Here is a 25,518-nt window from a genome sequence, read left to right as displayed (position 1 = left end):
TACTTAATGCCGGGCGCAAGTATGCCTGGCGGCGAGATTATGGCACACTTCCCCGGTTTACTCTCGTTCTCAGACAGGTACTAATCGTGAAAATCCTTGTTGATGAAAATATGCCCTATGCCCGCGAGCTTTTCAGCCGTTTGGGTGAGGTGAGTGCTGTTCCAGGCCGTCCTATCCCGATGGAAGCGTTAACCGATGCTGATGCCCTGATGGTGCGCTCCGTCACGAAGGTCAATGAAGCACTGCTGGGCGACAAAGCGATTAAGTTTGTCGGTACCGCAACGGCGGGCACTGACCATGTTGATCACGCCTGGCTGCAGCAGGCTGGCATTGGATTTTCAGCAGCCCCGGGTTGCAATGCGATTGCGGTGGTTGAATACGTCATTTCCGCGCTGCTGATGCTGGCCGAACGCGATGGTTTCGCATTGACCGATCGTACCGTGGGGATTGTGGGTGTCGGTAACGTCGGCGGACGTCTGCAAAAGCGGCTGGAAGCGTTGGGCATTAAAACGCTGCTGTGCGATCCGCCGCGTGCTGATAATGGTGACGCGGGTGATTTCAAATCGCTCAACGATCTGGTTGAACAAGCCGACGTTCTGACCTTCCACACCCCGCTGTATAAAGAAGGGCCGTACAAATCGCTGCATCTGGCCGATGAGGCGCTGATTCGTCGCCTGAAATCGGGGGCTATTTTAATCAACGCCTGCCGTGGGCCGGTTGTCGATAACGCGGCGCTGCTTGCCTGTCTGGAAGATGGTCAGGATTTGAGCGTGGTGCTGGACGTCTGGGAGCCGGAACCGGATCTTAATCTCGCATTGCTGGAGAAAGTGGATCTGGGTACGTCTCATATCGCCGGTTATACCCTTGAAGGCAAAGCGCGCGGCACCACTCAGGTGTTTGAAGCCTATAGCCAGTTTATCGGCCAGCCGCAGGAAGTGGCGCTCTCCTCGCTGCTGCCAGCGCCGGAATTTGGCCACATTAGCCTTCATGGGCCGCTCGATCAGCCAACGCTGAAAAGACTGGTTCATTTAGTGTATGATGTGCGCCGCGATGACGCACCGCTGCGAAAAGTTGCGGGGATCCCGGGCGAATTTGACAAGCTGCGTAAGAATTACCTTGAGCGCCGCGAATGGTCATCACTCACCGTTGAGTGCGACGATGCTGACGCCGCCGCGCTGCTGCAACAAATCGGGTTTAACGCCGTACATCGTTAATGTCTTCTTAATGCCCCTGTCGGATACTCCGGCAGGGTCGCCATTTTTTCTGGAGTAAATCACCATGTCTGAAGGCTGGAATATTGCCATCCTGGGCGCAACCGGCGCCGTAGGCGAAGCCCTGCTTGAAACCCTTGCTGAACGTCAGTTCCCGGTGGGTGATATCTATGCGCTGGCGCGCAATGAAAGCGCCGGTGAACACCTGCGTTTTAATGGTAAATCGGTAATGGTGCAGGATGCGACGGAGTTCGATTGGACTCAGGCGCAGCTGGCGTTCTTTGTGGCCGGTCAGGAAGCAACGGCGACCTACGTCGAAGAAGCCAGTAACGCAGGCTGTCTGATTATCGATCTCAGCGGCCTGTTTGCGCTGGAGCCAGACGTACCGCTGGTAGTGCCGGATGTGAATCCATCCGTTCTTGCGGATTATCGTAACCGCAACCTGATTGCCGTTGCCGATAGCCAGACCAGTCAACTGCTGAGCGCGCTGAAGCCGCTGATTGATGAAGGTGGTCTATCGCGCATTAACGTGACCAGCCTGATCTCCGCTTCCGCGCACGGTAAAAAAGCGGTCGACGCGCTGGCGGGACAGAGCGCTAAGCTGCTGAACGGTATGCCGATTGATGAAGGTGATTTCTTCGGTCGTCAACTGGCGTTCAACATGTTGCCGATGCTGCCAGACCGCGAAGGTAGCGTGCGCGACGAACGTCGTATCGTCGATCAGGTGCGTAAAATTCTGCAGGACGACGGCCTGATGATTTCCGCCAACTGCATTCAATCACCGGTGTTTTACGGTCACGCGCAGATGGTCTCCTTTGAGGCGATGCGCCCATTGGCGGCGGAAGAAGCGCGCGATGCGTTTTCTCGCGGCGAAGATGTTGTTCTGTCTGAAGAGGGCGAGTTCCCGACGCAGGTTGGCGATGCGACAAACAGTGCGCACCTCTCTGTCGGCTGCGTTCGCAACGACTACGGCATGCCTGAGCAGATCCAGTTCTGGTCCGTTGCCGATAACGTCCGTTTCGGCGGTGCATTGATGGCAGTGAAAACGGCTGAGAAGCTGGTGCAGGAGTATATGTACTAATGTCCGGGATGGAGCAACCGCCTGTCTACCGTATTGCGCTGGGCATTGAATATGACGGCAGCAAATACTACGGCTGGCAGCGGCAAAATGAAGTGCGCAGCGTGCAGGAGAAGCTTGAAAAGGCGCTCTCGCAGGTCGCGAATGAGCCAATTAATGTGTTTTGCGCCGGACGTACTGATTCCGGCGTACACGGTACAGGCCAGGTCGTGCACTTCGAAACCCACGCTGCGCGTAAAGACGCGGCATGGACATTGGGCGTAAATGCGAATTTGCCTGGTGACATCGCGGTGCGTTGGGTGAAAGCTGTACCCGACGATTTCCACGCGCGCTTTAGCGCAACGGCGCGCCGTTATCGCTACATTATCTACAATCACCGGTTGCGTCCGGCGGTGTTGAGCCAGGGGGTGACGCATTATCACCAGCCGCTGGACGCCGAAAGGATGCACCGCGCGGCGCAAAGCCTGCTGGGTGAGAATGATTTCACCTCGTTTCGGGCGGTGCAGTGCCAGTCGCGCACGCCGTGGCGCAATCTGATGCACATCAACGTGACCCGCTACGGCGCGTACATCGTGGTGGACATCAAAGCGAATGCCTTTGTGCATCACATGGTAAGGAATATTGTTGGCAGCCTGATGGAAGTTGGCGCAGGAAACCAGCCGGAGAGCTGGATTGCAGAACTGCTGGCGGCAAAAGACAGGACGCTTGCCGCCGCGACGGCGAAAGCGGAAGGGCTGTATCTGGTGGCGGTAGATTATCCCGCGCACTTTGACCTGCCTTCCGTGCCGATGGGGCCGCTTTTCCTGGCGGACTAATGTAGTCATTTGGGGCTAAAACAATATGGACCTTATCCGTTTTTTAATTGATTTCATCCTGCATATCGATGTGCATCTGGCTGAACTGGTCGCGCAGTATGGCATCTGGGTTTACGCCATTCTGTTCCTGATCCTGTTTTGCGAAACGGGGTTGGTGGTTACGCCGTTCCTGCCGGGCGACTCGCTGTTGTTCGTTGCCGGTGCGCTCTCCGCGCTGCCGACCAACGATCTCAACGTACATCTGATGGTGCTGCTGATGGTGATTGCTGCCATTCTTGGCGATGCGGTGAACTACACCATTGGGCGGCTGTTCGGCGAGAAGCTGTTCAGCAATCCAAACTCAAAGATTTTCCGCCGCAGCTACCTGGATAAGACCCATGCCTTCTACGATAAGCACGGTGGAAAAACCATTATCCTGGCGCGATTTGTGCCCATCGTCAGAACATTTGCGCCTTTTGTGGCGGGAATGGGCCATATGTCCTATCGTCATTTTGCATTCTATAACGTGACCGGGGCGCTGCTGTGGGTGCTGCTGTTTACCTACGCGGGCTATCTGTTCGGTGACCTGCCAATCGTGCAGGAAAACCTGAAGCTGCTAATTGTGGCGATTATCGTTCTCTCGGTATTACCGGGGGTTATCGAAGTGATTCGCCATCGTCGCGCCGCAGCAAAACAGGCAAAATAAATGAAGCATACGGGGCACGATTCAGCCGTGCCCCGTTATGGCATGTTTCGCGGTTCGACCACTTTTTTATGCCAAGTTTCGGGCTGTTATGTTTTAATGTGCAACATTCATGGTCTATGAGGGGCAAAAGTGGCATTATGCGCGCCCCCTTAATGGCAAAACTGGCATCGACCAGGTTCAGGCAGAAAGGTTATCAATGAGCTGGATTGAACGAATTAAAAGCAACATCACACCTACCCGCAAGGCGAGCATCCCGGAAGGGGTATGGACCAAGTGCGATAGCTGTGGTCAGGTTTTGTATCGCGCCGAGCTGGAGCGTAACCTCGAGGTTTGCCCTAAGTGCGATCATCACATGCGTATGTCAGCGCGTAATCGCCTGCATAGCTTGTTAGATGAAGGGTCCCTGGTAGAACTGGGTAGTGAACTTGAGCCGAAAGACGTGCTGAAGTTCCGTGACTCTAAAAAGTATAAAGACAGATTGGCATCCGCTCAAAAAGAGACGGGTGAAAAAGACGCGCTGATTGTCATGAAAGGCACTCTGCATACCATGCCGGTAGTTGCCGCCGCCTTTGAGTTCTCATTTATGGGTGGCTCAATGGGTTCCGTGGTAGGTGCGCGCTTTGTCCGTGCCGTTGAGCAGGCGCTGGAAGATAACTGCCCGCTGATCTGCTTCTCCGCATCCGGCGGTGCACGTATGCAAGAAGCGCTGATGTCACTGATGCAGATGGCGAAAACCTCTGCGGCGCTGGCAAAAATGCAGGAGCGCGGTTTACCGTATATCTCCGTGCTGACCGACCCAACCATGGGCGGCGTTTCCGCAAGTTTCGCCATGCTGGGCGACCTGAACATTGCAGAACCGAAAGCGCTGATTGGCTTTGCCGGTCCACGCGTTATCGAACAGACCGTTCGTGAGAAACTGCCGCCGGGCTTCCAGCGCAGTGAGTTCCTCATCGAGAAGGGCGCGATCGATATGATTGTTCGCCGTCCGGAAATGCGTCTGAAGCTGGCCAGCGTTCTGGCCAAGCTGATGAATCTCCCGGCACCGAATCCGGATGCGCCGCGCGACAGCGTGGTGGTACCGCCGGTACCGGATCAGGAACCCGAGGCCTGATAATGCAAAGGGCAGGGCCGGATGGCGCTGCCCTTTTTGCTTTTATTCACCGTTGAAAGTTGCGGGCACCATGGAAAAACATCTTATTCCTCAGGCCACGTCGCCCCTGGCTACGTGGCTTTCTTATCTGGAAAACCTCCATTCAAAAACTATCGACCTGGGTCTGGCGCGAGTCAGCCTGGTGGCGGGTCAACTGGACGTGCTTCAGCCTGCGCCGTTTGTGTTTACCGTTGCCGGAACTAACGGCAAAGGTACCACCTGCCGTACGCTGGAAACCATTCTGATGGCCGCGGGCTATACGGTGGGCGTTTACAGCTCACCTCATCTGGTTCGCTACACCGAACGCGTACGCGTACAGGGTGCGGAGCTTACCGAAAGCGACCACACCGCCTCTTTTGCGGCGATTGAAAATGCACGCGGCGAAACTTCACTCACTTATTTTGAATACGGCACCCTCTCCGCGCTGTGGCTGTTTAAGCAGGCGAAGGTTGACGTCGTTATCCTTGAAGTGGGGCTGGGTGGGCGTCTGGACGCGACCAATATTGTCGATGCTAACGTCGCCGTAGTGACCAGCATCGCGCTGGATCATACCGACTGGTTAGGGCCGGATCGCGAAAGTATCGGTCGTGAGAAAGCGGGGGTGTTCCGCGGTGGGCGTCCTGCCATCGTTGGCGAGCCGGATATGCCGCATACCATTGCCGATGTGGCGAAGGAAAAAGGCGCCCTGCTGCGCCAGCGTGACGTGGACTGGCGCTATACGGTTGAGGCCGACAGCTGGAGCTTTAGCGATGCGCAGGGCGAGATGCAGGATCTGCCGCTGCCCAACGTACCGCAGCCTAACGCTGCCACGGCGCTGGCCGCACTGCGCGCTAGCGGACTGGCGGTCAGTGAACAAGCCATTCGTGACGGCATTGCTAACGCGATTTTGCCAGGCCGTTTCCAGACAATTCAAACTGAGCCGCGCGTCATTTTAGACGTTGCGCATAACCCGCATGCGGCGGCCTACCTTGCCGGACGTCTCAAATCACTGCCGAAAAATGGGCGAGTACGGGCGGTTATTGGTATGCTGCATGATAAGGATATTGCCGGTACGCTGGCATGTCTGGAAGAGGTCGTTGACGACTGGTATTGCGCACCGCTGGAAGGGCCTCGAGGGGCGACAGCGGAACAGCTGCGGGAACATCTGCAGGCTGGTACCGTTTTTGCCACCGTGGCACAGGCCTGGCGTGCCGCAATGGCCGACGCGATGCCGGAGGATACGGTGCTGGTGTGTGGTTCGTTCCACACGGTAGCGCATGTGATGGAAGAGTTGGACGCGGGGATAGCTGGTGGCAAGTAAGTTTCAAAACCGTCTTGTCGGGACGATAGTATTAGTTGCCCTGGGCGTTATCGTGCTGCCAGGGCTTCTTGACGGGCAAAAAAAACATTATCAGGATGAGTTCGCGGCTATTCCGCTGGTGCCAAAACCAGGCGATCGCGACGAGCCCGATATGTTGCCAACCGCCACGCAGGCGCTGCCAGCGCAGCCACCTGAAGGTGCGGCAGAAGAAGTCAGGGCGGGGGATGCTGCGGCACCGTCGCTGGATTCCAGCCGCCTTGCGGTCAACGGCAACGGCGATCTGGAACAGATCCCGCCGACGGCTGAACCGCCAAAACCGAAGCCGGCTGAAAAACCTAAGCCTAAACCACAGCCGGTAACAGAACAGGTTGCCGTCACGTCACCGCCAAAAGCTGCGCCGGAAGAGCAGCCTGCGCCGGTGGGGAAAGCTTACGTGGTGCAGTTGGGGGCACTGAAGAACGCCGATAAGGTGAATGAAATTGTCGCCAGCCTGCGCGGTGCGGGTTATCGCGCTTACACGTCGCCTTCTACGCCGGTTCAGGGTAAAATTACGCGTATTCTTGTTGGCCCGGAAGCCTCAAAAGATAAGCTGAAAGGTTCGCTTGGCGAGCTGAAACAGCTGTCGGGATTAAGCGGTGTCGTGATGGGGTATACCCCGAACTAACGCAGCTTTACCCTGCACCCAAACCCTTCCCACAGCGGGATGAGGGGCATTTTTTTGCCCGTAGGTGTGGGCCCGAAACCGTGGCGTTGAATATTTTTTCAGCGCCATTTTTTATTTACGCCAGGGAAGGAAATCCCTACGCAAACGTTTTCTTTTTCTGTTAGAATGCGCCCGAACTGGATGACAGGGCGTAAAATCGTGGGACATTTATGGTCTGGATTGATTATGCCATTATCGCGGTACTGGGCTTTTCTTGCTTAGTGAGCCTTATCCGCGGCTTTGTTCGTGAAGCATTATCGTTGGTAACCTGGGGCTGTGCCTTCTACGTTGCCAGCCATTACTACACGGAACTGTCTGTCTGGTTTACGGGCTTTGAAGATGAACGGGTTCGAAACGGGATTGCGATTGCGGCGCTGTTTATCGTAACGCTCATCGTTGGTGCTATCGTGAACTATGTGATAGGCCAACTGGTGGAAAAAACCGGTCTGTCGGGTACAGATAGGGTGTTGGGGATCTGCTTTGGCGCTTTACGTGGGGTGCTGATTATCGCCGCCATCTTGTTCTTCCTCGATACCTTTACCGGGATGGCGAAGAGCGATGACTGGCTGCACTCGCAGTTTATTCCCTATTTCTCACCGGTTATCAGATGGTTTTTCGAATACCTCCAAAGCTCGTCAAGTTTCTTGCCCAAAGTATAAACTTTGGGTCGTTGCTTAACGAGGAAAAGACGTATGTGCGGTATTGTCGGTATCGCCGGTGTCATGCCGGTTAACCAGTCGATTTATGATGCGCTAACGGTGCTGCAGCACCGTGGACAGGATGCCGCTGGCATCATCACCATTGATGCCAACAACTGCTTCCGGTTGCGTAAGGCAAACGGCCTGGTCAGCGATGTCTTTGAAGCCCGCCACATGCAGCGTATGCAGGGCAATATGGGTATTGGCCATGTGCGCTACCCAACGGCGGGCAGCTCCAGCGCTTCTGAAGCTCAGCCTTTCTACGTTAACTCGCCATACGGTATTACGCTTGCGCACAACGGCAACCTGACCAACGCGCATGAGTTACGTCAGAAGCTGTTTGAAGAGAAACGCCGCCACATCAACACCACTTCTGACTCTGAAATCCTGCTCAATATTTTTGCCAGCGAGCTGGATAACTTCCGCCATTATCCGCTGGAAGCCGACAATATCTTTGCCGCCATTGCCGCGACGAATCGTCAGATTCGTGGTGCCTATGCGTGTGTCGCGATGATTATCGGTCATGGCATGGTTGCTTTCCGCGACCCTAATGGCATCCGTCCGCTGGTGCTGGGTAAGCGTGATATTGGCGATGGCCGTACCGAGTATATGGTGGCTTCCGAAAGCGTTGCGCTGGATACGCTGGGCTTTGAATTCCTGCGCGATGTGGCGCCGGGCGAAGCAGTCTACATCACTGAGAAAAGGCAGTTGTTTACCCGTCAATGTGCTGACAACCCGGTGAGCAATCCATGCCTGTTCGAATACGTCTACTTTGCGCGTCCGGACTCCTTTATCGATAAGATTTCCGTCTACAGCGCTCGCGTCAACATGGGCACCAAGCTTGGCGAGAAAATCGCCCGCGAGTGGGAAGATCTGGATATCGACGTGGTTATCCCGATTCCAGAAACCTCTTGCGATATCGCGCTGGAGATTGCCCGTATTCTGGATAAACCGTACCGCCAGGGTTTTGTGAAAAACCGTTACGTTGGCCGTACCTTTATCATGCCGGGCCAGCAGCTGCGTCGTAAATCAGTGCGCCGTAAACTCAACGCCAACCGCGCTGAGTTCCGCGGTAAGAACGTCCTGCTGGTGGATGATTCCATCGTGCGGGGTACCACGTCTGAGCAGATTATCGAAATGGCGCGTGAAGCCGGAGCGAAAAAGGTCTATCTGGCCTCCGCTGCACCTGAAATTCGTTTCCCGAATGTCTACGGTATTGATATGCCAACCGCTACCGAGCTGATTGCTCACGGGCGTGAAGTGGATGAAATCCGACAGATCATCGGTGCAGACGGTCTTATCTTCCAGGATCTTAACGATCTGATTGAAGCCGTACGCGCTGAGAACCCGGACATTCAGCAGTTTGAATGCTCGGTATTTAACGGCGTGTACGTTACCAAAGACGTTGACCAGACCTATCTTGATTTCCTCGATTCACTGCGCAATGACGACGCCAAAGCGATGCTGTTGCAAAATGAAGTCGAAAACTTAGAGATGCACAACGAAGGTTAAGTCCACTCTCTCAGCCAGCGACGTTTCTTTCGTCGCTGGCTATTTTCAGCGATGGATGACACCAAAACGGATGCCGTACTTCTGTATTTTATAGTTCAGAGTCGTCCGGGAAACGTTAAGCGTTCGCGCCGCTGCTGCAATATTCCCCTGATATGTATCCAGCGCGGTTTCTATCAAACCCCTTTCATAGTTAGCCACCCGAGCCTCAAGCGAACTTTCCTGCTGCAACTCAGTTTCAGCGATATGACTGGCAACCGTTGGGATCTCCGGAAAACCTAAATTAAGTTCTTCATTGTCAAAGATGATATTTTTCAGCATGCCATCTGTTTCCTGCATGATCATGCTGCGGACAATTGCATTTTCCAGCATTCTAACGTTGCCTGGCCAGGGGTTGTCCAGTAGTGCCATGCGTGCTGCCTCGCTTAAACCATGGATATCTTGTGGAACCTCGCGACGGTATTTATCAATGAAATAATTGGCCAGCAGAGGAATATCTTCCGGACGAGTACGGAGAGGCGGCAACATGAGCATACCGACGTTGAGCCGGTAAAACAGATCCGGGCGTAGCCGTTCTTGCTGAATCAATCGTACCGGTGTTTCATTCATTGCGGCGATAATACGGACGTCAGAGTGAATTGGTTTTTGGCCGCCGAGCCGCCAGAACGTCTTATCTTGTAAAAAGCGCAGTAATTTACTTTGTATTTCGATGGGCATGGCGTTCAGTTCATCCAGGAAGAGCGTCCCACCGTTAGCCAACTCCAGGTATCCCAGACTGTTTTCTGCGCCGGTATAGGCACCGCGCATGGTGCCGAAAAGAGTGCTTTCGACTAAGGTTGGCGGTAGCGCACCGCAGTTCAGGGCAATAAATGGTTTGTCGGCACGCTTGCTGTATTGATGAATAAGCCGAGAAAAAAGCTCTTTCCCCGTCCCGGTCTCACCCACAATAGTTACCGGAATATTGCTGATGGCCAGGCGTTTTGCCTTGGCAATATTGGCCAGCATTTCTGCATTTTCAGTAATGATGGCATGGTGTTTTTCATGCCCCTGGGCGTATAACAGATGGTTTAGCTCCACCACCTGTTCCTGCAAGCGTCTGACACCCGACATGTTCCTGCCAATTTCGATGACGCCGACCATGTTGCCCTGGTTTGAGTAGAGCGGGGCAGTGGTATGTTGGTAATCCACCGCCTGACCTCGAGCGTTGTAGTAAATCTGGTAATGACCAATATATTCAACCCCTTCCTTCAAAGATGACAGCATGGTGCTTTGGGTCTCTTTCATCCTGGGATAAACGTCCAGCATATGCTTGCCCATCGCCTGTTCAATGCTGTATCCATCAAGCTCCGCACTTTCCTGGTTGTAGTAGACGTATTCACCTCGTTCATTAATCACGGCCAGTGGTTGATGTATCAGATCGAAGAAACGCGAAAACATTTTGAGCGCGGCAGCCAGTTCTTCATTCGTTGATGCCATAGCAAAATCAAGTCCATTTCATGAGTATTAACCCTATTTTAAATGTGACAAAATTTCGTCGATGTGATGAATAACACACTAAGAGACGAAAAATAAAAAATGTTTATTATTTTAATTTATTGAATTTAAACGATAAAAATCGTGGCGCGCTTGTTGCTCTATATCCATCAGGAAAGTGTGGTTTTTAAACTGAAGATACGCAGAGGGTGTTATGACTGACTCGATTATTGAAAACTACAATCAATTACGTGGGAAAGTGGTTGAGGGCGACCGACGCTTCCAGCAAAGGGATGGCCACCTGTGTTTTGAAGGGGTTGATTTGGATGCCTTAGCACGAAAATATCCAACGCCGTTCTATGTTTTCTCAGAGCAAGAAATTATAAGGAATATCAAGGAAATAGAATTATCATTTGCCGCGCACAAGAAAACGAAAACCTTTTTTGCCTCAAAAACCTGTTCCGTCATGGGGGTGCTGAAAGCCATTAAAGATGCGGGTATTTGCGCTGAGGCAAACTCGCAGTATGAAGTTCGCAAGTGCCTGGAAATTGGTTTCCGTGGTGACCAAATCGTCTTCAATGGAGTAGTCAAAAAGCCAGCCGATCTTGAATATGCTATTGCCAATGATCTGTATCTGATTAACGTCGATAGCCTGTACGAATTGGATCATATCGATGCTATTTCCCGCAGGCTGAAGAAAGTAGCCAATGTATGCGTGCGTGTAGAACCGAATGTGCCTTCTGCAACTCATGCTGAGCTGGTGACGGCGTTTCACGCCAAATCAGGTCTGGACCTTGAGCAGGCGGAAGAGACCTGCCGTAGGATCCTTGAGATGCCTTACGTTCATTTGCGCGGGCTGCACATGCATGTGGGTGACCAGGTGCCTGAATCAGAACCTTTTGCGAAAGCCACCAAAGTTCTGGTAGACGAGTCCCGCCGTCTGGAAGAGGTTCTTGGGATTAAATTTGATCTGATTAACGTGGGCGGCGGTATTCCCGTTCCTTACAAATATGATGAAGAGAATGGCGATCCGCTCAAAGACAACATGTATGCCGGGATTACGGCGCAGGACTTTGCCGATGCGGTTATCCGCGAGGTGCATAAATGGCGCACGGATGTTGAAATTTGCATTGAGCCTGGGCGTAAAGTCACCGGTTCAGCGGCAGTTCTGCTGACGGAGGTCTCGTGTGAAAAACGTAAAACTAACTACGACCTGAATGGAAACGTCGAGTGCCATGTCGAATGGAAATTTGTCGATGCCGGGTACAGCATTCTTTCTGACAGCCAGCATTTTGACTGGTTCTTCTATGTTTATAACGCCTCCCGTATGGCAGAGTCGCACGATGCCTGGATTAAGCTTGCTGGCCCGTTATGCGACGGCGGTGATTATTTCCATATGGGTGTTAAAGGGGAAGAGTTCCTGATGCCGCAGGACACTGCGATTGGCGATATCGTCGCATTCCTTGATGCGGGTGCTTACACCATCGAAAGCCAGACCGTTTATAACAACCGTCCGCGTTCGGCCGTCGTTATTATCGATAAAGACGGAAAAGATCGGTTAATTCGTCGGGAAGACAGCTACGAAGATATGGTTAATTACGACATTTACTAAATCAATATATTTGGGCCTCAGGGAATGCTGAGGCCGCTGGATAACGCGATCTGCAAAGGGATATTTCTCCCTTTGTGGATAATAGGAGATAGCCATGAGTAATAATAGTTCTGGCTTACTTGGCATTAAAGACATTGTCTTTATGAATGTCATTGCAATTTTAAGTTTGCGACAAATCCCCAACGTGGCACCTTACGGGGCTTCTGCCATGCTGTTGTGGGTGATTGCTGCATTTTGCCTGTTCTTTCCGCTGGCGATGGTATGTGGAGAACTGTCCACCGGTTGGCCGAAAGATGGCGGTATTTTTGTCTGGATTAAAGAGGCCTTTGGCAAACGTATTGCGTGGATTGTTGTGGTTTGTTTTCTCTTTTCCTGCGTGCTGTTTTTCCCGCTGATGCTGCAATTTGGTTTTACTGCGCTGGGATACATGATTGGTAATGGTCTGGCGGAAAATAAAGCGTTTATTGGCATTGGCTCGGCAGCCATTTTCTGGCTGCTGACGCTGATGAATATTCGCGGCATGGAATGGACCAAAATCATCAATAGTATTAGCGCCTGGTGCGGCGTATTTATTCCCTCCGCGATATTAATTATCCTGGCGATTGTCTGGTTGCTGACCGGGCATTCGATGCAAACTGACTACGCGACGGCCGCAAATTGGATTCCGGATCTAAGTCACTGGGATACCATTGTATTCCTCTCCAGCATGATGTTTGCTTTTGCTGGGCTGGAAGTGGCACCGATGATTGCAGGGCGTACTCGCAATCCACAGCGCGATTTCCCTCGTGCAATGGCCGTGTCTGCCGCCGTGATTGTGGGGATTTACATGATCGGTACCTGGGCGCTGAATACGCTATTGCCCGCAGGACAAACCGATATTGTTGCCGGGGTAATGCAGGCGATGCATGCGGCGGCAGATACGTTGCATATGCCGTGGCTGATTCCGGTAATGGCCTTCTGCATGTTCTTCGGTGCGCTGGGGCAGATTAATTCGTGGCTGGTCGGGCCTATCTATATGCTTCAGGAGGCTTCCCGCGAAGATAATCTGTTAGGTGATAAAATCGCGCAGCTGCATCCGGTATGGAAAACGCCGGTCTTTGCGTTGATCGTACAAGCAATTATTGTGACGGTACTGTGCTTCTCCACCTTCATTTCACCCAGCGTCGCTGCGGCATACTGGATGCTAACTGCGTTAACGACAATTACCTATTTTATCCCTTATCTGGTGATGTTCCCGGCGTTCTGGCGGCTGCGTCAGACGCAACCTGACACACCAAGAAGTTTCAAAATTCCGGGCAAAATCTTGCCTGCCGTTTTGCCTGCATTAGGCTTTATTTCCATCGCCTTTGCCGTTGGATTGCTGTTTATCCCGCCGTCACAAATCGATATGGGTGGATATTTCCAGTACGCCGGCAAGATTGTCGCTGGTGCCCTGTTGGCAGTAATTGTCGCCGAATGCATCTACCATCGCGCAATAAAGCGTAATGCACGACTGAATATGGCCGGGGGTAAATAAAATGTATATGCCTACTCTGGAAATCAATTTACGTAAACTGGAAGAAAACGCGCGAACTGAAAAAACGTTATTAGCCAGCAGCGGTATTGAGGTTATGGCAGTAAATAAAGTCTTTGATGGCTGCGTGGAAACGGCTCAGGCGGTTTTTGATGGCGGGATTCAGGTTATTGCCGAATCACGTACCTACAACCTGAAAAAGCTCCGTAATATTGGCTGCACAACCTGTTTGCTGCGCAGTCCTTGCCTGAGTGAGATTGAGGATGTTATTCGCTATGCCGATATTAGTTTAAACAGCGAACCGCTGATCCTGCGTGCATTATCGGAGGAAGCTTGCCGCCAGGGGAAAACGCATCAGATTCTACTGATGATTGATATGGGCGATTTGCGCGAAGGTATCTGGTTTAGCGAATATGCGAAAATCCTCGAAACAATCAATCTTATCACCGCATTGCCTTGCCTCGCGTTGTATGGGCTTGGCACTAATTTCAACTGCTACGGCACCGTTCTACCCACGGTCAAAAATGGTGATGATTTTCTGGCTCTGGCAGCACGACTGGAGCAAGACAGCGGCGTGAAAATACGCCGTTTATCCGCGGGCAACTGCACGAGCTATCATCTACTGGATAAGGGCGTCTGGCCACACGGGTTGAATCATCTGCGTATTGGCGGGTTGCATGAATTTGGTATCGAATACGTTGATATGAAATATCTGGATGAATTTCATCATTCAGTTAAGCCGGTGGAGAAAGCTTGTTCGGATATGTACGTTCTGGAGGCGGAGATTATTGAGCTTAATAGTAAACCGACGTTCCCCGTCGGCGAACTGGGCGTAGATGCTTTTTTGCAAACCAAAACCTTTATTGATAGCGGTGTACGTAAGCGCGCATTGCTGGCATTTGGCCGCCAGGATGTACCGGCGGATAACTGCGTACCATGTGATGACGGAATAACCATTCTTGGACAGACTAGCGACCATACTCTCGCCGATATTGAGTCCTGCTCTTTGCCGTTACAGGTTGGCGATGCGATCCGCTTCGAGCTTGATTACACCGGGCTGCTGATGGCTTGTCAGACCAAAGGCGTTGCCATGCGATTCACTCGCTAAAGAAAACGCTGCGGGTTCGTGCCTGCAGCGTCACTCTGACCCCTACATAAAGATAGGGAGTAATGATGAGTACCCTACAAGAATCTCCTGTAGTAGCGCAAACCGGTGAGTTGCGTCGTAACTTAAAAAAGCGACATCTATTAATGATGTCGCTTGGTGGGACAATAGGAACAGGATTGTTTATCGGGATTGCCGAACCGCTATACAGTGTTGGCCCAGCGGGCACGCTGCTGGCTTATTTACTGGCCGGAGCCATCATGCTGGCGACGATGATGTGTCTCGGCGAATTATCGTGCGCATTTCCTCACTCGGGTTCGTTTCAGCATTATGCGTTGATGTTTATTCCACATCCCATATTGAGCTATACCATCGGCTGGTTGTACTGGTTTAGCTGGGTTTTCTCCCTTGCTGCCGACTTAACTGCCGCCAGTTTTATCGCCCACCACTATTTACCTACTATTCCCGTTTATTATTTCTGTCCAATTATTCTCGTGGCATTAACAATCATTAATCTCTGTTCGGCGAAAAGCTTTGGCGAGTGTGAATACTGGCTTTCAGCTCTTAAAGTCTTTGCCATCGTGCTGTTTATTGCAGCGGGTGGCGTCATGATCTATTCATTAATAGGGCAAACAGGTTGGCATCCGACGCTGAAAACGGATGGCGTTTGGTTACCGCATGGTGAGTGGCAAATTCTGGTTTGCATGACGATCGTTATTTACTCTTTTCAAGGTGTGGAGCTGGTGGGAAATGCGGCGGGTGAAACCGAGTCGCCACAGACGATTTTACCTAAAGTGATCCTCGGTATTGGCGTGCGGATTATCTTATTTTATGGCCTGGCGATTGCTATCCTGGCTCTTGTCTATCCACGTGCACAGGTCCCGAACGGGCAAAGCCCTTTTGTCTGGGTATTTTCTCATGTTGGGATCCCCGGCGCCGATACCCTGATGACGTTGGTTATCTTTTCCGCGGCAGTGTCTGCCGCCAACTCGGCGATCTACGCCAGTTCGCGGATGCTGTGGTCAATGGCAGGGGACCGATTTGCACCTGCCTGTTTTAGCCGGGTTAGTCAACATGGCGTTCCGGTTAATGCCATTTTACTGACAGTGATTTTTGCGCTGGTGTCGATGCTAACGCGCTATATTTCCGCCCAGCAGTTCTACCTCTATCTGATAGCCAGTACCGGACAGGTGGGATGTCTGGCGTGGATTGTCATTGGCTGGTGTCAGTATCGCTTCCGACGTGCGGTGAACCATGGTGAATATCCACGTAACCTATTGCGCTATCGGTCTCCGCTTTTTCCATGGGTGGCTGGATTTGTTATTATCACTAATATTGCGATTATTATCGGCACCTGGTTTAGCGCACCCGGGCTATTGATTATGCTGATTGAGTTATTCTTGATGGCCTGTATTGTGGCCTCGTGGTTTATTTTTCGACCAACGTTGAAATAAAGATGGGCGTTCTCGCATCGCGAGAGCGCCTTATCGGGCTTCATCGACCCAAATCTGCATTTTGCCTTCGCCAGGGTTGGCCCAGCAAAACCATGGAATAAAGGTTAAGGTCTGTTTTTCCACCGCCGTCTGGTGATTATCAAAACTATACAGCGGTTGCTATTCCAGTGCTGTCGGCGGCGCAGTCGATAAAGTGAACTGGGGAGCGATGCTTTCCAGTTACTGATGAACGATGAGAGTGAAAGAAGCTTGCTGTTACCGGTACGGCTAGTGGTACGCGAAAGTTCGCTCACCGATAATCATGCCTCGCGGTTGCGTCTGGCGCCGTAATCCGGCAAAGTTTGCTCCACTATGGAAACAGGGCGGTTTGTGTGAAACGACTCATCATTGGAATCTCCGGCGCCAGCGGCGCCATCTACGGTGTTCGCTTATTGCAGGTGCTGCGCAGCCTGCCGGATGTGGAAACGCATCTGGTGATGAGCCAGGCGGCACGCCAGACGCTGGCGCTGGAAACCGACTTTTCGCTGCGTGAGGTTCAGGCGCTGGCCGATGTGGTGCACGACGCGCGCGATATCGGTGCCAGTATCTCATCAGGCTCGTTTAAAACGGCCGGGATGATTATTCTGCCGTGCTCAATCAAAACTCTCTCTGGTATCGTCAATAGCTATACCGATGGCCTGTTGACGCGCGCCGCTGACGTGGTGCTCAAAGAGCGCCGCCCGCTGGTGCTGTGCGTACGAGAAACGCCGCTGCACCTGGGGCACCTGCGTTTGATGACCCAGGCAGCTGAGATTGGCGCAATTATCATGCCGCCAGTACCTGCATTTTATCACCGCCCACAATCGCTGGACGACGTGATTAACCAGACGGTAAATCGCGTACTCGATCTTTTCGATATCGACCTGCCGCAGGATCTCTTTACGCGCTGGACCGGCGCGTAGCCGCGCCCAACCAGGGCGCATGATGTATTCTTTGCCCTGTTTCAGGGCGATTTTGTAACGCCGATCAAATCCTCGATATTTAATCATCCCGATTGTCTATTTGTGCTCGATTTATGCGCTGCGGCTGATATCTTTCTTTATGATCACCTTTTGTTATCTTTTTATTAACATTTTTAACAATGTGTTTTTTAGTGTTAAAGATGGCACAGAAGATGCAAATAAGATTTTGCAGACGCACACAACATAATTATGAGTAGTTAACGACATCACGATTTAATAGGGGAACGTATGAAGAAGACGGTTCTGGCTCTCTCTTTGCTGCTGGGTCTCAGCAGCGCATCCAGCGTATTTGCCGCACTGCCACAAAGCATTCGTATCGGCACCGATACTACCTACGCACCGTTCTCCTCGAAAGATGCCAAAGGCGATTTCATCGGCTTTGATATCGATCTGGGTAATGAAATGTGTAAACGCGCCAGCATCAAATGTACCTGGGTGGGCAGCGACTTTGACGCGCTGATCCCGTCGATGAAAGCGAAGAAAATCGACGCCATCATCTCTTCGCTGTCGATAACCGAAAAACGCCAGCAGGAAATCGCCTTCTCCAACAAGCTGTATGCAGCGGATTCACGCCTGATTGCGGCGAAAGGCTCGGCGATTTTGCCTACCCTTGATGCGCTGAAAGGCAAGCATATCGGCGTTCTGCAGGGTTCCACACAGGAAGCTTATGCCAACGAAAACTGGCGTAGCAAAGGCATTGATGTTGTGGCGTATCAAAACCAGGATCTGATCTACTCCGATATGGCAGCCGGTCGTCTTGACGCGGCATTCCAGGATGAAGTTGCCGCCAGCGAAGGTTTCCTCAAGCAACCAGCGGGTAAAGATTTTGATTTCGCGGGTCCGTCCGTCAAAGACAAGAAATTCTTTGGTGATGGCACTGGCGTCGGGCTGCGTAAAGACGACGTTGAGCTGAAAGCGGCGTTTGATAAAGCACTGGCGGAGCTACGTGCTGACGGTACCTACGACAAGATGGCGAAGAAATATTTCAACTTCAACGTCTACGGCGACTAACTGCAGCAAATGTATCATCGTGGTGCATTGATTTTGCGATGCACCACGGTGGTGCGGTTTTTGCTCGAAAATCGCGCGCGGTTGCATAATTAAGCATTTTTAATGAGAAAAAAGCCATCAGTCAGGGCAGAATGCTTTGCCTTGATGGGCCGAAAGATGGCACGATAACTGCTCAGATTATTTCTAAAAAACCCACAAGAATTACTGTCTGTTGAGGATAATATGAAAAAACTGGCGTTATCTTTTTCTTTAGTCTTAGCGCTTGCGTCTGCTTCAAGCGCATTTGCAGCAATCCCGCAAAAAGTGCGTATTGGTACTGACCCAACGTATGCACCGTTCGAGTCAAAAAATGCACAGGGTGAATTAGTGGGTTTTGACATTGATCTGGCAAAAGAGCTGTGTAAGCGCATCCAGGCACAATGTACCTTCGTGGAGAACCCGCTGGATGCCCTGATCCCCTCGCTGAAAGCAAAGAAAATCGATGCCATTATGTCGTCGCTGTCGATCACTGAAAAACGTCAGCAGGAAATTGCCTTTACCGACAAACTGTACGCCGCCGATTCCCGTCTGGTGGTGAAAAAGGGTTCCCCGGTGACGCCGGATCTCGCTACGCTGAAAGGCAAGCGCGTTGGCGTGCTGCAGGGCACCACTCAGGAAACCTACGGTAACGAGCACTGGGCACCGAAAGGTATTGAAATCGTCTCCTACCAGGGACAGGACAATATCTACTCCGACCTGACCGCCGGTCGTATTGACGCGGCATTCCAGGACGAAGTGGCGGCGAGTGAAGGTTTCCTGAAACAGCCTATCGGTAAAGACTACCAGTTCGGCGGCCCGTCGATTAAAGACGAGAAGCTGTTTGGGGTGGGTACCGGTATGGGTCTGCGCAAAGACGATACCGAACTGCTGAACGCGCTCAACAAGGCATTTGCTGAGATGCGCGCTGACGGCACTTACGACAAGCTGGCGAAAAAATACTTCGATTTTAACGTTTACGGCGAGTAATCATCACCAGTAACCCATCGTCCCGGCTTTACCGGACGATGGGCGTCAAGACAGGACTGGCAGCATGCTGTACGGGTTTTCACAGGTTATTTTTCAGGGCGCCGTTGTTACCCTCGAGCTGGCTCTCAGCTCAGTGGTTTTGGCCGTGCTTATTGGTCTGGTCGGCGCGGGAGCCAAGCTCTCCCAAAATCGCGTACTGGCGTTAATTTTTGAGGGCTACACCACGCTGATTCGCGGGGTGCCCGACTTAGTTCTGATGCTGCTGATTTTTTACGGCTTGCAGATGGCGCTTAATCTGGTGACTGACGCGCTCGGGTTATCGCAGTTTGATATCGACCCGATGATCGCGGGGATCATCACCCTCGGTTTTATCTACGGGGCTTATTTTACCGAAACCTTCCGTGGCGCCTTTATGGCGGTGCCGAAAGGGCATATTGAAGCGGCAACGGCCTTCGGTTTTACCGGCGCACAAACCTTCCGTCGCATTTTGTTCCCGGCGATGATGCGCTATGCGCTGCCGGGGATTGGCAACAACTGGCAGGTGATTTTAAAAGCCACTGCGCTGGTATCGCTGCTTGGGTTGGAAGATGTGGTCAAAGCGACTCAGCTTGCGGGCAAAAGCACCTGGGAGCCGTTCTACTTCGCCATCGTCTGCGGATTGATTTATCTGTTATTTACTACCGTTTCCAATGGCGTGTTGCTGCTGCTCGAACGCCGCTACTCCGTGGGTGTGAAGAGGGCTGACCTGTGATTGAAATTATTCAGGAGTACTGGAAAGCGCTGCTGTGGAGCGACGGTTATCGTTTTACCGGCGTGGCAATCACTCTTTGGCTGCTGGTGCTGTCGGTGGTGATGGGCGGCTTTATGGCCCTGTTTCTGGCGATTGCGCGCGTCTCCAGCAACAAATACATCAAATTCCCGGTGTGGCTGTTCACCTATATTTTTCGCGGTACGCCGCTGTATGTGCAACTGCTGGTGTTCTACTCCGGGATGTACACGCTGGAAATCGTCAAGGGCACCGAGATGCTCAATGCCTTTTTCCGCAGTGGCCTCAACTGTACTGTGCTGGCTTTAACGCTCAACACTTGTGCCTACACTACCGAGATTTTTGCCGGTGCTATTCGTTCGGTACCCGCAGGGGAAATAGAGGCCGCGCGGGCCTACGGTTTCTCGTCATTTAAGCTCTACCGCTGCATTATTTTGCCATCGGCACTGCGTATTGCGCTGCCGGCCTACAGCAATGAAGTGATCCTGATGCTGCACTCGACGGCGCTGGCGTTTACCGCCACTGTGCCCGATTTGCTGAAAATTGCGCGTGATATTAACTCCGCAACCTACCAGCCCTTTACCGCTTTCGGGATCGCGGCCGTGCTGTACTTAATCATCTCGTATGTGCTGATAAGCCTGTTCCGTAAAGCGGAAAAACGCTGGTTGCAGCATATGAAACCGTCTTCTACGCACTGAGAATATGATGTCTGATAAAAAACTTAACGTAATCGACCTGCACAAACGCTACGGCGAGCAGGAAGTGCTGAAGGGCGTGTCGCTTAAGGCTGATGCGGGTGATGTGATAAGCATCATCGGCTCATCCGGCTCGGGCAAAAGTACCTTCCTGCGCTGCATCAACTTCCTCGAAAAACCGAGTGAAGGTTCCATTATCGTCAACGGACAGAATATTGGCCTGGTGCGTGATACCGACGGACAGCTAAAGGTGGCGGATAAGAACCAGCTGCGTCTGTTGCGTACCCGTCTGACGATGGTCTTCCAGCACTTTAACCTCTGGAGCCATATGACGGTGCTGGAGAACGTGATGGAAGCGCCTATTCAGGTGCTGGGGCTTAGTAAGCTTGAAGCGAGCGAGCGGGCGGTGAAATACCTGGCGAAAGTGGGCATTGACGAACGCCAGCAGAATAAGTATCCGGTGCATTTGTCCGGTGGCCAGCAGCAGCGCGTTTCTATCGCCCGTGCGCTGGCGATGGAACCGGAAGTACTGCTGTTCGATGAACCGACTTCCGCGCTCGATCCTGAGCTGGTTGGGGAAGTGCTGCGCATCATGCAGCAACTGGCGGAAGAGGGGAAAACCATGGTGGTGGTGACTCACGAAATGGGCTTCGCTCGTCATGTGTCCTCGCATGTGATTTTCCTTCATCAGGGAAAAATCGAGGAAGAGGGGGCGCCGGATGAGGTTTTCGGCAATCCGAAAAGCGCCCGTTTACAGCAGTTCCTGAGCGGAGCGCTCAAATAAATGTTTTTCGCCCTCACCTGGCGGTGGGGGCGTTTTCCAGCCGGTAAACCCAGTCGTCGTAGTACTCGCCGTCCAACTGATAGGCTTTTTCCAGCACCTGAGTGCGGGTAAATCCACGTTTTTCCAGAAGTCGCGCTGAGCCGCGATTATCGCCTAATACCCACGCATTAATGGCCCACAGTGAAAGCTGGTTAAAACCATAGTCGCAGATAGCATTGAGCGCCTCAATGGCATAGCCGTGGCCCTGAGCCTGCGGTAATAGCGCGTAGCCTATGTCAGCCTCATGCGGGTTTTTGTGGCTGAGCCGCAGGCCAATATCACCGAGCGCAGTGCCGTTTTCATCGCGGATGACGAAAATCCCCGGCTCCTTACAGCGCTGTTCAAACACCCCGCGTATCGCCGCCTCGTCCAGAATTTCTCCCATAAAGCGCATCACTTCACTGTTTTGTCGAAGCGACAGGAAAAAAGGCCAGTCGTGTTCATGAAAGGGCGAAAGCTGTAAACGTGCGGTGGTGAGGGTTGCCATCAGAGTGCCAGTACGCGAAGTTAAAGGGCTACCTTAGCACCTGAAAGACAGCAATAACAGGGTGTTAATGGTTAAGCGGTACGGGGCAATTCAACCCCTGGAAATAATTCAGCACCGTTTGGCTCTCCTGTGACGCGCGTAGCTGTAGCGCCAGATTCAGGCTGTCCAGCGTGCGGGCGTGGGCTACCATCGGCGATTGTGCGGGCAAGCGCCCCTCGTCAACCAGCCACTTAACCACCGTTTGCCAGCGCCATAGCGGCGAACTGCCCTTCACGCGCTGTATCGGGCCGGGAAACTGACCTGCACCACGGGAACCCTCTTTTAGCAGCGAAATAGCCTGCCGGGATACGCCGGTAAGTTCGGCGATATCACTCAAGCCAACCAGTACCGCATCGACGGATTCGACACGGGCATTAAGCGTTGGGGCGGATTCAATATCCTTGATAGCAGACAAAATGGCATGCTCAAGCGTGTCGCTTTCACGGTCAAAATCGAGGTACACCGCTGTACCATAAAAACAGATTAGGGCATCGTCGCAGTGCGCTTTATACAATGCGTCTTCCAGGTGAGGCGTACTGCGGGTGACGCCGGAAAGCGTCAGCGTGAAGTTGAATAACGACATTGTTCCTTCCTCCATAGCTATGAATGTTTTCGCTGGCAGCGGTCAACCATCCGCATTATCTGCCGCGCATGATGAAGGGGAACCGCCGGTGTCGACCAGATACTCATCATATGGTCTCGGTGTTCCGCGAGGCCGCATTTCAAACGGCCGAAACAGTGAGCGCTATGACCGGCGGGACTCAATAACCATCCACGCGCTAGCGCATACTCAATTGCTGCCCGGATATGTTTGTCTGGATGTTCCTTCATCTATCTGTCCTGTTGAGTATCAAATGAGTGTTGACGAATGTCAACGGTAATTGTTCGGTAAGTGATAGCTCAGGCAGTTATGACAGGAGGATTTGCTGCGTGTTGGAACCGGCTTCACGTTTGTATTTATGGTGAATCGACCAGATAGTTGAAATGCGAGGCGTATTCCAGGGGAAGGCGGTGATAGCGGGTCGCTATCACCGTGCTGTCAGTGTCGTTTGACGAGAATATCGCCCAGCGCTTCATCCAGATCGTACCAGCGGAAGACAAAACCAGCGGCTTCTATCCGTTTGGGCAACGCACGCTGGCCGCCGAGTACCAGCACCGAAGACTCTCCCATCAGCAGGCGTATCACGGTGGCGGGAACGCGCAAAATCGCGGGACGATCTAACGCATGCCCCAGCGCATGAGCAAACCGTTCGTTGCGAACGGGGTAGGGTGAAACCATATTAAATGGCCCGCTCAGATTGTTATCAAGCAGCCAGAGAATACCGTTGACCATATCGTCAATATGTATCCACGCCAGATACTGGCGGCCATTGCCGATAGGGCCGCCAAGACCGAGTTTAAACGGCGGCAGCATTTTAGCGAGAATGCCGCCTTGTGCGGCGAGAACAACTCCAGTACGCAGCAGGCAGACCCGGGTGCGGTCGCTTTCTGCACTGCTGGCAATTTGCTCCCAGCGTGCGCACAGTTTGTGGGTGAATTCATTATGCGGCGGCTCTTCTTCCGTCACGACCACTTCGCCGAGATCGCCGTAATAGCCGGTGGCGGAGCCAGAAATCAGCACCGCTGGTGGGATGGCGCTGGCCTGAATCAGCTCGCTGATACGCTGAGTTATGGTCCAACGACTGTCGCAAAGTTTCTGCTTTTGCGCATCGGTCCAGCGCTTGTCGGCAATAGCTTCACCAGCAAGATTAATCACGGCATCTATGCCGTCGAGCGATGAAATATTCTGTAGCCCGGGCCAGAGTTCAACGCGCGCATCAAGCACCTGGCGCGCTTTTTCCGGGGAACGGGTCACTACGCAGACCGTGTGGCCAAGCGTTAATAAGCGCGGAATCAGGTGGCGGCCTATGAGGCCGGTACCACCGGTAATCAGAATCTTCATGCGACCTCCCTGGGAAGGAGCGCCTAGCGTTGCCAGCTCAAGGTGATAGAGACCGAGTCGGCATAGCGCAGCGCGTGAACTTTATCGATTTCCACTTCAGCATAAGTGACCCAGTGATGTTCGCGTGCGATATCGAGCACATCCTGAGTTAATTTTTCCAGCAAAGAGAAACGGTTATTCTCCACGTGGCGAATAATGCTCTTGGTGATGGTGCGGTAATTCAACGCATCGTTAATGTCTTCACTGTTGCGCGCTTGCTCCGCCGGATAGCGAATTTCAATGTTGATGACCACGTCCTGGCGGTTGGCAATCTCTTCTTCTTTAATGCCGATAAACGTGCGCAGGCGTAGATTCTTAATGCGAATAATGGCGTTGGACTCGGACATTGCAGGTATTCTCCTTATTTATTGTTGTCTTGAGCATAATACACGAAAGCATCTTTATCGCGGCAGCGTCTGGCGGGTATTCAGTTCGTGCGCCAGTTCAATAAATGCGCGTAACGCGGGCAGAATGTGGCGGTGGCCCGGATAGTAAAGACGTAAACCGCCGAAGACAGGGCACCATTCATCCAGCACGCTGATGAGCCTGCCATTAGCGAGATCGTCCTGGATAAACCACTCTGATATAAACGCCAGCCCCAGCCCGGCCAGGGCCGCTCGGTGGATAACCTGCATTTCGCTGACGATCATCCGCGGTGGGACGTTGACGGTGAATTTATGCTGATGGCGCTCCAGTTCCCAGTGATAAACCCCACCATGTGACATGCGCATACCAATGCTGTGGTGATCTGCGAGTGAATCTGGCGTTTGTGGGATCCCATGGCGGGCAAAGTAGTCTGGCGAGCCGACGATAACCATTCTGGCGTCCGGCGTGAGTGCGCTAGCAATCATATCCTGCGGCACTGATTCAGCGAGCCTGATCCCGGCATCGTAGCCTTCAGCGACAATATCGATCATCCTCGACTCGGTGGTGATATCCAGCCGCATCTGCGGATAACGTTGCAGGTAGGTATCAAACAGATTAAACAGCAACGACACGCTTTCGCGCGGAGCATTGATTCGCAGTGTGCCCGTCGGTATTCCGGGTTCGGCGGTAATTTCTTCCGCCGCGCGCTGAATTTCCGCCAGCGCAGGGGCAATACGTGCAATATACCGCCGCCCTTGCTCGGTCAGGGCTACGCTGCGGGTAGTACGGTTAAACAGGCGCACGTTAAGACGTGCCTCCAGTCCCGCGACGGCGTTGCTGACGGCGGTGGCCGACAGCCCAAGCTCGCGTGCAGCCGCGCGAAAACTCTGTTGCCGGGCGACGGCAAGGACTACTTCCAGTTCGGTCAGACCGCTACGGTGCATGATTGTCCCGATTTTCGTGACAGCTTGTCCTCATTATACCCTCTTATCGCGATGATAGCCGTTTCTTATACTGTGTGACATCCCATGATGAGAG

The 25,518-nt window shown here is 52.6% G+C and carries 27 protein-coding genes; 19 read left to right on the top strand and 8 right to left on the bottom strand.

Annotation, left to right across the window (positions count from 1 at the left end; all coding sequences use genetic code 11):
• Positions 1–86: 86 nt before the first annotated feature.
• From pdxB to purF, 9 genes are all read left to right on the top strand, one after another.
• The gene (gene pdxB, locus LZ634_RS02970; protein WP_234502279.1) at positions 87–1,214 is read left to right on the top strand and encodes a 4-phosphoerythronate dehydrogenase PdxB; all 1,128 of its coding nucleotides are present in this window, start codon (positions 87–89) and stop codon (positions 1,212–1,214) included.
• 64 nt (positions 1,215–1,278) lie between these two features.
• Positions 1,279–2,292 (top strand): aspartate-semialdehyde dehydrogenase, encoded by a 1,014-nt coding sequence (locus LZ634_RS02965; RefSeq protein WP_234502278.1) that lies wholly within the window; start codon positions 1,279–1,281, stop codon positions 2,290–2,292.
• Positions 2,292–3,104: a tRNA pseudouridine(38-40) synthase TruA gene (gene truA, locus LZ634_RS02960; RefSeq protein WP_234502277.1), complete on the top strand. Its 813-nt coding sequence runs from the start codon at positions 2,292–2,294 to the stop codon at positions 3,102–3,104. The genes LZ634_RS02965 and truA overlap by 1 nt, the downstream gene beginning before the upstream one ends.
• A 25-nt stretch (positions 3,105–3,129) precedes the next feature.
• Positions 3,130–3,789, top strand: a complete 660-nt coding sequence (locus tag LZ634_RS02955; protein WP_234502276.1) for a DedA family protein — start codon at positions 3,130–3,132, stop codon at positions 3,787–3,789.
• Positions 3,790–3,985: 196 nt separating this feature from the next.
• Complete coding sequence (accD, locus tag LZ634_RS02950; RefSeq protein ID WP_234502275.1) at positions 3,986–4,900, top strand: acetyl-CoA carboxylase, carboxyltransferase subunit beta; 915 nt, start codon at positions 3,986–3,988, stop codon at positions 4,898–4,900.
• 70 nt (positions 4,901–4,970) lie between these two features.
• The gene (gene folC / locus LZ634_RS02945) at positions 4,971–6,239 is read left to right on the top strand and encodes a bifunctional tetrahydrofolate synthase/dihydrofolate synthase (RefSeq protein WP_234502274.1); all 1,269 of its coding nucleotides are present in this window, start codon (positions 4,971–4,973) and stop codon (positions 6,237–6,239) included.
• Entirely contained in the window at positions 6,229–6,903 is a 675-nt protein-coding gene (gene dedD / locus LZ634_RS02940) for a cell division protein DedD (RefSeq protein ID WP_234502273.1), read from the top strand. Before folC ends, dedD begins: the two co-directional genes overlap by 11 nt.
• Before the next feature lie 209 nt (positions 6,904–7,112).
• Positions 7,113–7,601: a colicin V production protein gene (gene cvpA, locus LZ634_RS02935; RefSeq protein ID WP_052285426.1), complete on the top strand. Its 489-nt coding sequence runs from the start codon at positions 7,113–7,115 to the stop codon at positions 7,599–7,601.
• Between the two features lie 33 nt (positions 7,602–7,634).
• Positions 7,635–9,152 carry an amidophosphoribosyltransferase gene (purF, locus tag LZ634_RS02930; protein ID WP_234502272.1) on the top strand — a complete coding sequence of 506 codons (1,518 nt, stop codon included), beginning with the start codon at positions 7,635–7,637 and terminating at the stop codon, positions 9,150–9,152.
• Positions 9,153–9,197: 45 nt separating this feature from the next.
• On the opposite strand, the gene LZ634_RS02925 is transcribed toward purF, so the two are convergent.
• On the bottom strand, positions 9,198–10,625 hold the full coding sequence (locus LZ634_RS02925; RefSeq protein WP_234502271.1) for a sigma-54 interaction domain-containing protein: 1,428 nt from the start codon (positions 10,623–10,625) through the stop codon (positions 9,198–9,200).
• Positions 10,626–10,836: 211 nt separating this feature from the next.
• Between LZ634_RS02925 and LZ634_RS02920 the strand changes: the two genes are divergently transcribed.
• The 4 genes from LZ634_RS02920 to LZ634_RS02905 all read left to right on the top strand — a co-directional run bounded on the left by LZ634_RS02920 (position 10,837) and on the right by LZ634_RS02905 (position 16,306).
• Positions 10,837–12,234: a diaminopimelate decarboxylase family protein gene (locus tag LZ634_RS02920; protein WP_234502270.1), complete on the top strand. Its 1,398-nt coding sequence runs from the start codon at positions 10,837–10,839 to the stop codon at positions 12,232–12,234.
• 94 nt (positions 12,235–12,328) lie between these two features.
• Positions 12,329–13,750 (top strand): APC family permease, encoded by a 1,422-nt coding sequence (locus LZ634_RS02915; RefSeq protein ID WP_234502269.1) that lies wholly within the window; start codon positions 12,329–12,331, stop codon positions 13,748–13,750.
• 1 nt (position 13,751) lies between these two features.
• Positions 13,752–14,855, top strand: a complete 1,104-nt coding sequence (locus LZ634_RS02910; RefSeq protein WP_234502268.1) for an alanine/ornithine racemase family PLP-dependent enzyme — start codon at positions 13,752–13,754, stop codon at positions 14,853–14,855.
• 65 nt (positions 14,856–14,920) lie between these two features.
• Positions 14,921–16,306 carry an amino acid permease gene (locus LZ634_RS02905; RefSeq protein ID WP_234502531.1) on the top strand — a complete coding sequence of 462 codons (1,386 nt, stop codon included), beginning with the start codon at positions 14,921–14,923 and terminating at the stop codon, positions 16,304–16,306.
• Between the two features lie 30 nt (positions 16,307–16,336).
• Here the strand turns inward: LZ634_RS02905 and LZ634_RS22720 are convergent, their stop codons facing one another.
• The gene (locus LZ634_RS22720; RefSeq protein WP_414467726.1) at positions 16,337–16,429 is read right to left on the bottom strand and encodes a hypothetical protein; all 93 of its coding nucleotides are present in this window, start codon (positions 16,427–16,429) and stop codon (positions 16,337–16,339) included.
• 248 nt (positions 16,430–16,677) lie between these two features.
• Between LZ634_RS22720 and LZ634_RS02900 the strand changes: the two genes are divergently transcribed.
• The 6 genes from LZ634_RS02900 (at position 16,678) to hisP (ending at position 21,568) form a co-directional block, all read left to right on the top strand.
• Entirely contained in the window at positions 16,678–17,247 is a 570-nt protein-coding gene (locus LZ634_RS02900) for a UbiX family flavin prenyltransferase (protein ID WP_234502267.1), read from the top strand.
• A 288-nt stretch (positions 17,248–17,535) separates the two neighbouring features.
• Entirely contained in the window at positions 17,536–18,318 is a 783-nt protein-coding gene (argT, locus tag LZ634_RS02895) for a lysine/arginine/ornithine ABC transporter substrate-binding protein ArgT (RefSeq protein ID WP_234502266.1), read from the top strand.
• A 222-nt stretch (positions 18,319–18,540) separates the two neighbouring features.
• Positions 18,541–19,323 (top strand): histidine ABC transporter substrate-binding protein HisJ, encoded by a 783-nt coding sequence (gene hisJ / locus LZ634_RS02890; RefSeq protein WP_163448740.1) that lies wholly within the window; start codon positions 18,541–18,543, stop codon positions 19,321–19,323.
• 64 nt (positions 19,324–19,387) lie between these two features.
• Positions 19,388–20,074: a histidine ABC transporter permease HisQ gene (locus LZ634_RS02885; protein ID WP_234502265.1), complete on the top strand. Its 687-nt coding sequence runs from the start codon at positions 19,388–19,390 to the stop codon at positions 20,072–20,074.
• Positions 20,071–20,787, top strand: coding sequence for an ABC transporter permease (locus LZ634_RS02880; RefSeq protein WP_052285432.1), 717 nt, complete (start codon positions 20,071–20,073; stop codon positions 20,785–20,787). The genes LZ634_RS02885 and LZ634_RS02880 overlap by 4 nt, the downstream gene beginning before the upstream one ends.
• 7 nt (positions 20,788–20,794) lie before the next feature.
• The gene (hisP, locus tag LZ634_RS02875) at positions 20,795–21,568 is read left to right on the top strand and encodes a histidine ABC transporter ATP-binding protein HisP (protein WP_234502264.1); all 774 of its coding nucleotides are present in this window, start codon (positions 20,795–20,797) and stop codon (positions 21,566–21,568) included.
• A 13-nt stretch (positions 21,569–21,581) separates the two neighbouring features.
• On the opposite strand, the gene LZ634_RS02870 is transcribed toward hisP, so the two are convergent.
• The 6 genes from LZ634_RS02870 to LZ634_RS02845 all read right to left on the bottom strand — a co-directional run bounded on the left by LZ634_RS02870 (position 21,582) and on the right by LZ634_RS02845 (position 25,424).
• Entirely contained in the window at positions 21,582–22,094 is a 513-nt protein-coding gene (locus LZ634_RS02870) for a GNAT family N-acetyltransferase (protein ID WP_234502263.1), read from the bottom strand.
• Between the two features lie 64 nt (positions 22,095–22,158).
• The gene (locus LZ634_RS02865; protein ID WP_234502262.1) at positions 22,159–22,716 is read right to left on the bottom strand and encodes a helix-turn-helix transcriptional regulator; all 558 of its coding nucleotides are present in this window, start codon (positions 22,714–22,716) and stop codon (positions 22,159–22,161) included.
• Between the two features lie 17 nt (positions 22,717–22,733).
• On the bottom strand, positions 22,734–22,964 hold the full coding sequence (locus tag LZ634_RS02860; protein WP_234502261.1) for a hypothetical protein: 231 nt from the start codon (positions 22,962–22,964) through the stop codon (positions 22,734–22,736).
• A 208-nt stretch (positions 22,965–23,172) separates the two neighbouring features.
• Complete coding sequence (locus LZ634_RS02855; protein WP_234502260.1) at positions 23,173–24,075, bottom strand: TIGR01777 family oxidoreductase; 903 nt, start codon at positions 24,073–24,075, stop codon at positions 23,173–23,175.
• Positions 24,076–24,098: 23 nt separating this feature from the next.
• Entirely contained in the window at positions 24,099–24,461 is a 363-nt protein-coding gene (gene folX / locus LZ634_RS02850) for a dihydroneopterin triphosphate 2'-epimerase (protein ID WP_234502259.1), read from the bottom strand.
• A gap of 54 nt (positions 24,462–24,515) precedes the next feature.
• Positions 24,516–25,424 carry a LysR family transcriptional regulator gene (locus tag LZ634_RS02845; RefSeq protein WP_234502258.1) on the bottom strand — a complete coding sequence of 303 codons (909 nt, stop codon included), beginning with the start codon at positions 25,422–25,424 and terminating at the stop codon, positions 24,516–24,518.
• Positions 25,425–25,518 lie beyond the last annotated feature (94 nt).

It is taken from the genome of Kluyvera intermedia, from assembly GCF_021440345.1.
Classification (GTDB): Bacteria; Pseudomonadota; Gammaproteobacteria; order Enterobacterales; family Enterobacteriaceae; genus Kluyvera; species Kluyvera intermedia_A.
The sequence above is the reverse complement of the archived record's forward strand: the minus strand, read 5'-3'. Positions and strand labels throughout refer to the sequence as shown.

Bases quoted from the DNA above. Each gene is read 5' to 3' on its own strand.
- LZ634_RS02965 (WP_234502278.1), top strand. From the start codon at position 1,279: ATGTCTGAAGGCTGGAATATTGCCATCCTGGGCGCAACCGGCGCCGTA.
- truA (WP_234502277.1), top strand. From the start codon at position 2,292: ATGTCCGGGATGGAGCAACCGCCTGTCTACCGTATTGCGCTGGGCATT.
- LZ634_RS02955 (WP_234502276.1), top strand. From the start codon at position 3,130: ATGGACCTTATCCGTTTTTTAATTGATTTCATCCTGCATATCGATGTG.
- accD (WP_234502275.1), top strand. From the start codon at position 3,986: ATGAGCTGGATTGAACGAATTAAAAGCAACATCACACCTACCCGCAAG.
- folC (WP_234502274.1), top strand. From the start codon at position 4,971: ATGGAAAAACATCTTATTCCTCAGGCCACGTCGCCCCTGGCTACGTGG.
- cvpA (WP_052285426.1), top strand. From the start codon at position 7,113: ATGGTCTGGATTGATTATGCCATTATCGCGGTACTGGGCTTTTCTTGC.
- purF (WP_234502272.1), top strand. From the start codon at position 7,635: ATGTGCGGTATTGTCGGTATCGCCGGTGTCATGCCGGTTAACCAGTCG.
- LZ634_RS02925 (WP_234502271.1), bottom strand. From the start codon at position 10,625: ATGGCATCAACGAATGAAGAACTGGCTGCCGCGCTCAAAATGTTTTCG.
- LZ634_RS02920 (WP_234502270.1), top strand. From the start codon at position 10,837: ATGACTGACTCGATTATTGAAAACTACAATCAATTACGTGGGAAAGTG.
- LZ634_RS02915 (WP_234502269.1), top strand. From the start codon at position 12,329: ATGAGTAATAATAGTTCTGGCTTACTTGGCATTAAAGACATTGTCTTT.
- LZ634_RS02910 (WP_234502268.1), top strand. From the start codon at position 13,752: ATGTATATGCCTACTCTGGAAATCAATTTACGTAAACTGGAAGAAAAC.
- LZ634_RS02905 (WP_234502531.1), top strand. From the start codon at position 14,921: ATGAGTACCCTACAAGAATCTCCTGTAGTAGCGCAAACCGGTGAGTTG.
- argT (WP_234502266.1), top strand. From the start codon at position 17,536: ATGAAGAAGACGGTTCTGGCTCTCTCTTTGCTGCTGGGTCTCAGCAGC.
- hisJ (WP_163448740.1), top strand. From the start codon at position 18,541: ATGAAAAAACTGGCGTTATCTTTTTCTTTAGTCTTAGCGCTTGCGTCT.
- LZ634_RS02885 (WP_234502265.1), top strand. From the start codon at position 19,388: ATGCTGTACGGGTTTTCACAGGTTATTTTTCAGGGCGCCGTTGTTACC.
- hisP (WP_234502264.1), top strand. From the start codon at position 20,795: ATGTCTGATAAAAAACTTAACGTAATCGACCTGCACAAACGCTACGGC.
- LZ634_RS02870 (WP_234502263.1), bottom strand. From the start codon at position 22,094: ATGGCAACCCTCACCACCGCACGTTTACAGCTTTCGCCCTTTCATGAA.
- LZ634_RS02865 (WP_234502262.1), bottom strand. From the start codon at position 22,716: ATGTCGTTATTCAACTTCACGCTGACGCTTTCCGGCGTCACCCGCAGT.
- LZ634_RS02860 (WP_234502261.1), bottom strand. From the start codon at position 22,964: ATGAAGGAACATCCAGACAAACATATCCGGGCAGCAATTGAGTATGCG.
- LZ634_RS02855 (WP_234502260.1), bottom strand. From the start codon at position 24,075: ATGAAGATTCTGATTACCGGTGGTACCGGCCTCATAGGCCGCCACCTG.
- folX (WP_234502259.1), bottom strand. From the start codon at position 24,461: ATGTCCGAGTCCAACGCCATTATTCGCATTAAGAATCTACGCCTGCGC.
- LZ634_RS02845 (WP_234502258.1), bottom strand. From the start codon at position 25,424: ATGCACCGTAGCGGTCTGACCGAACTGGAAGTAGTCCTTGCCGTCGCC.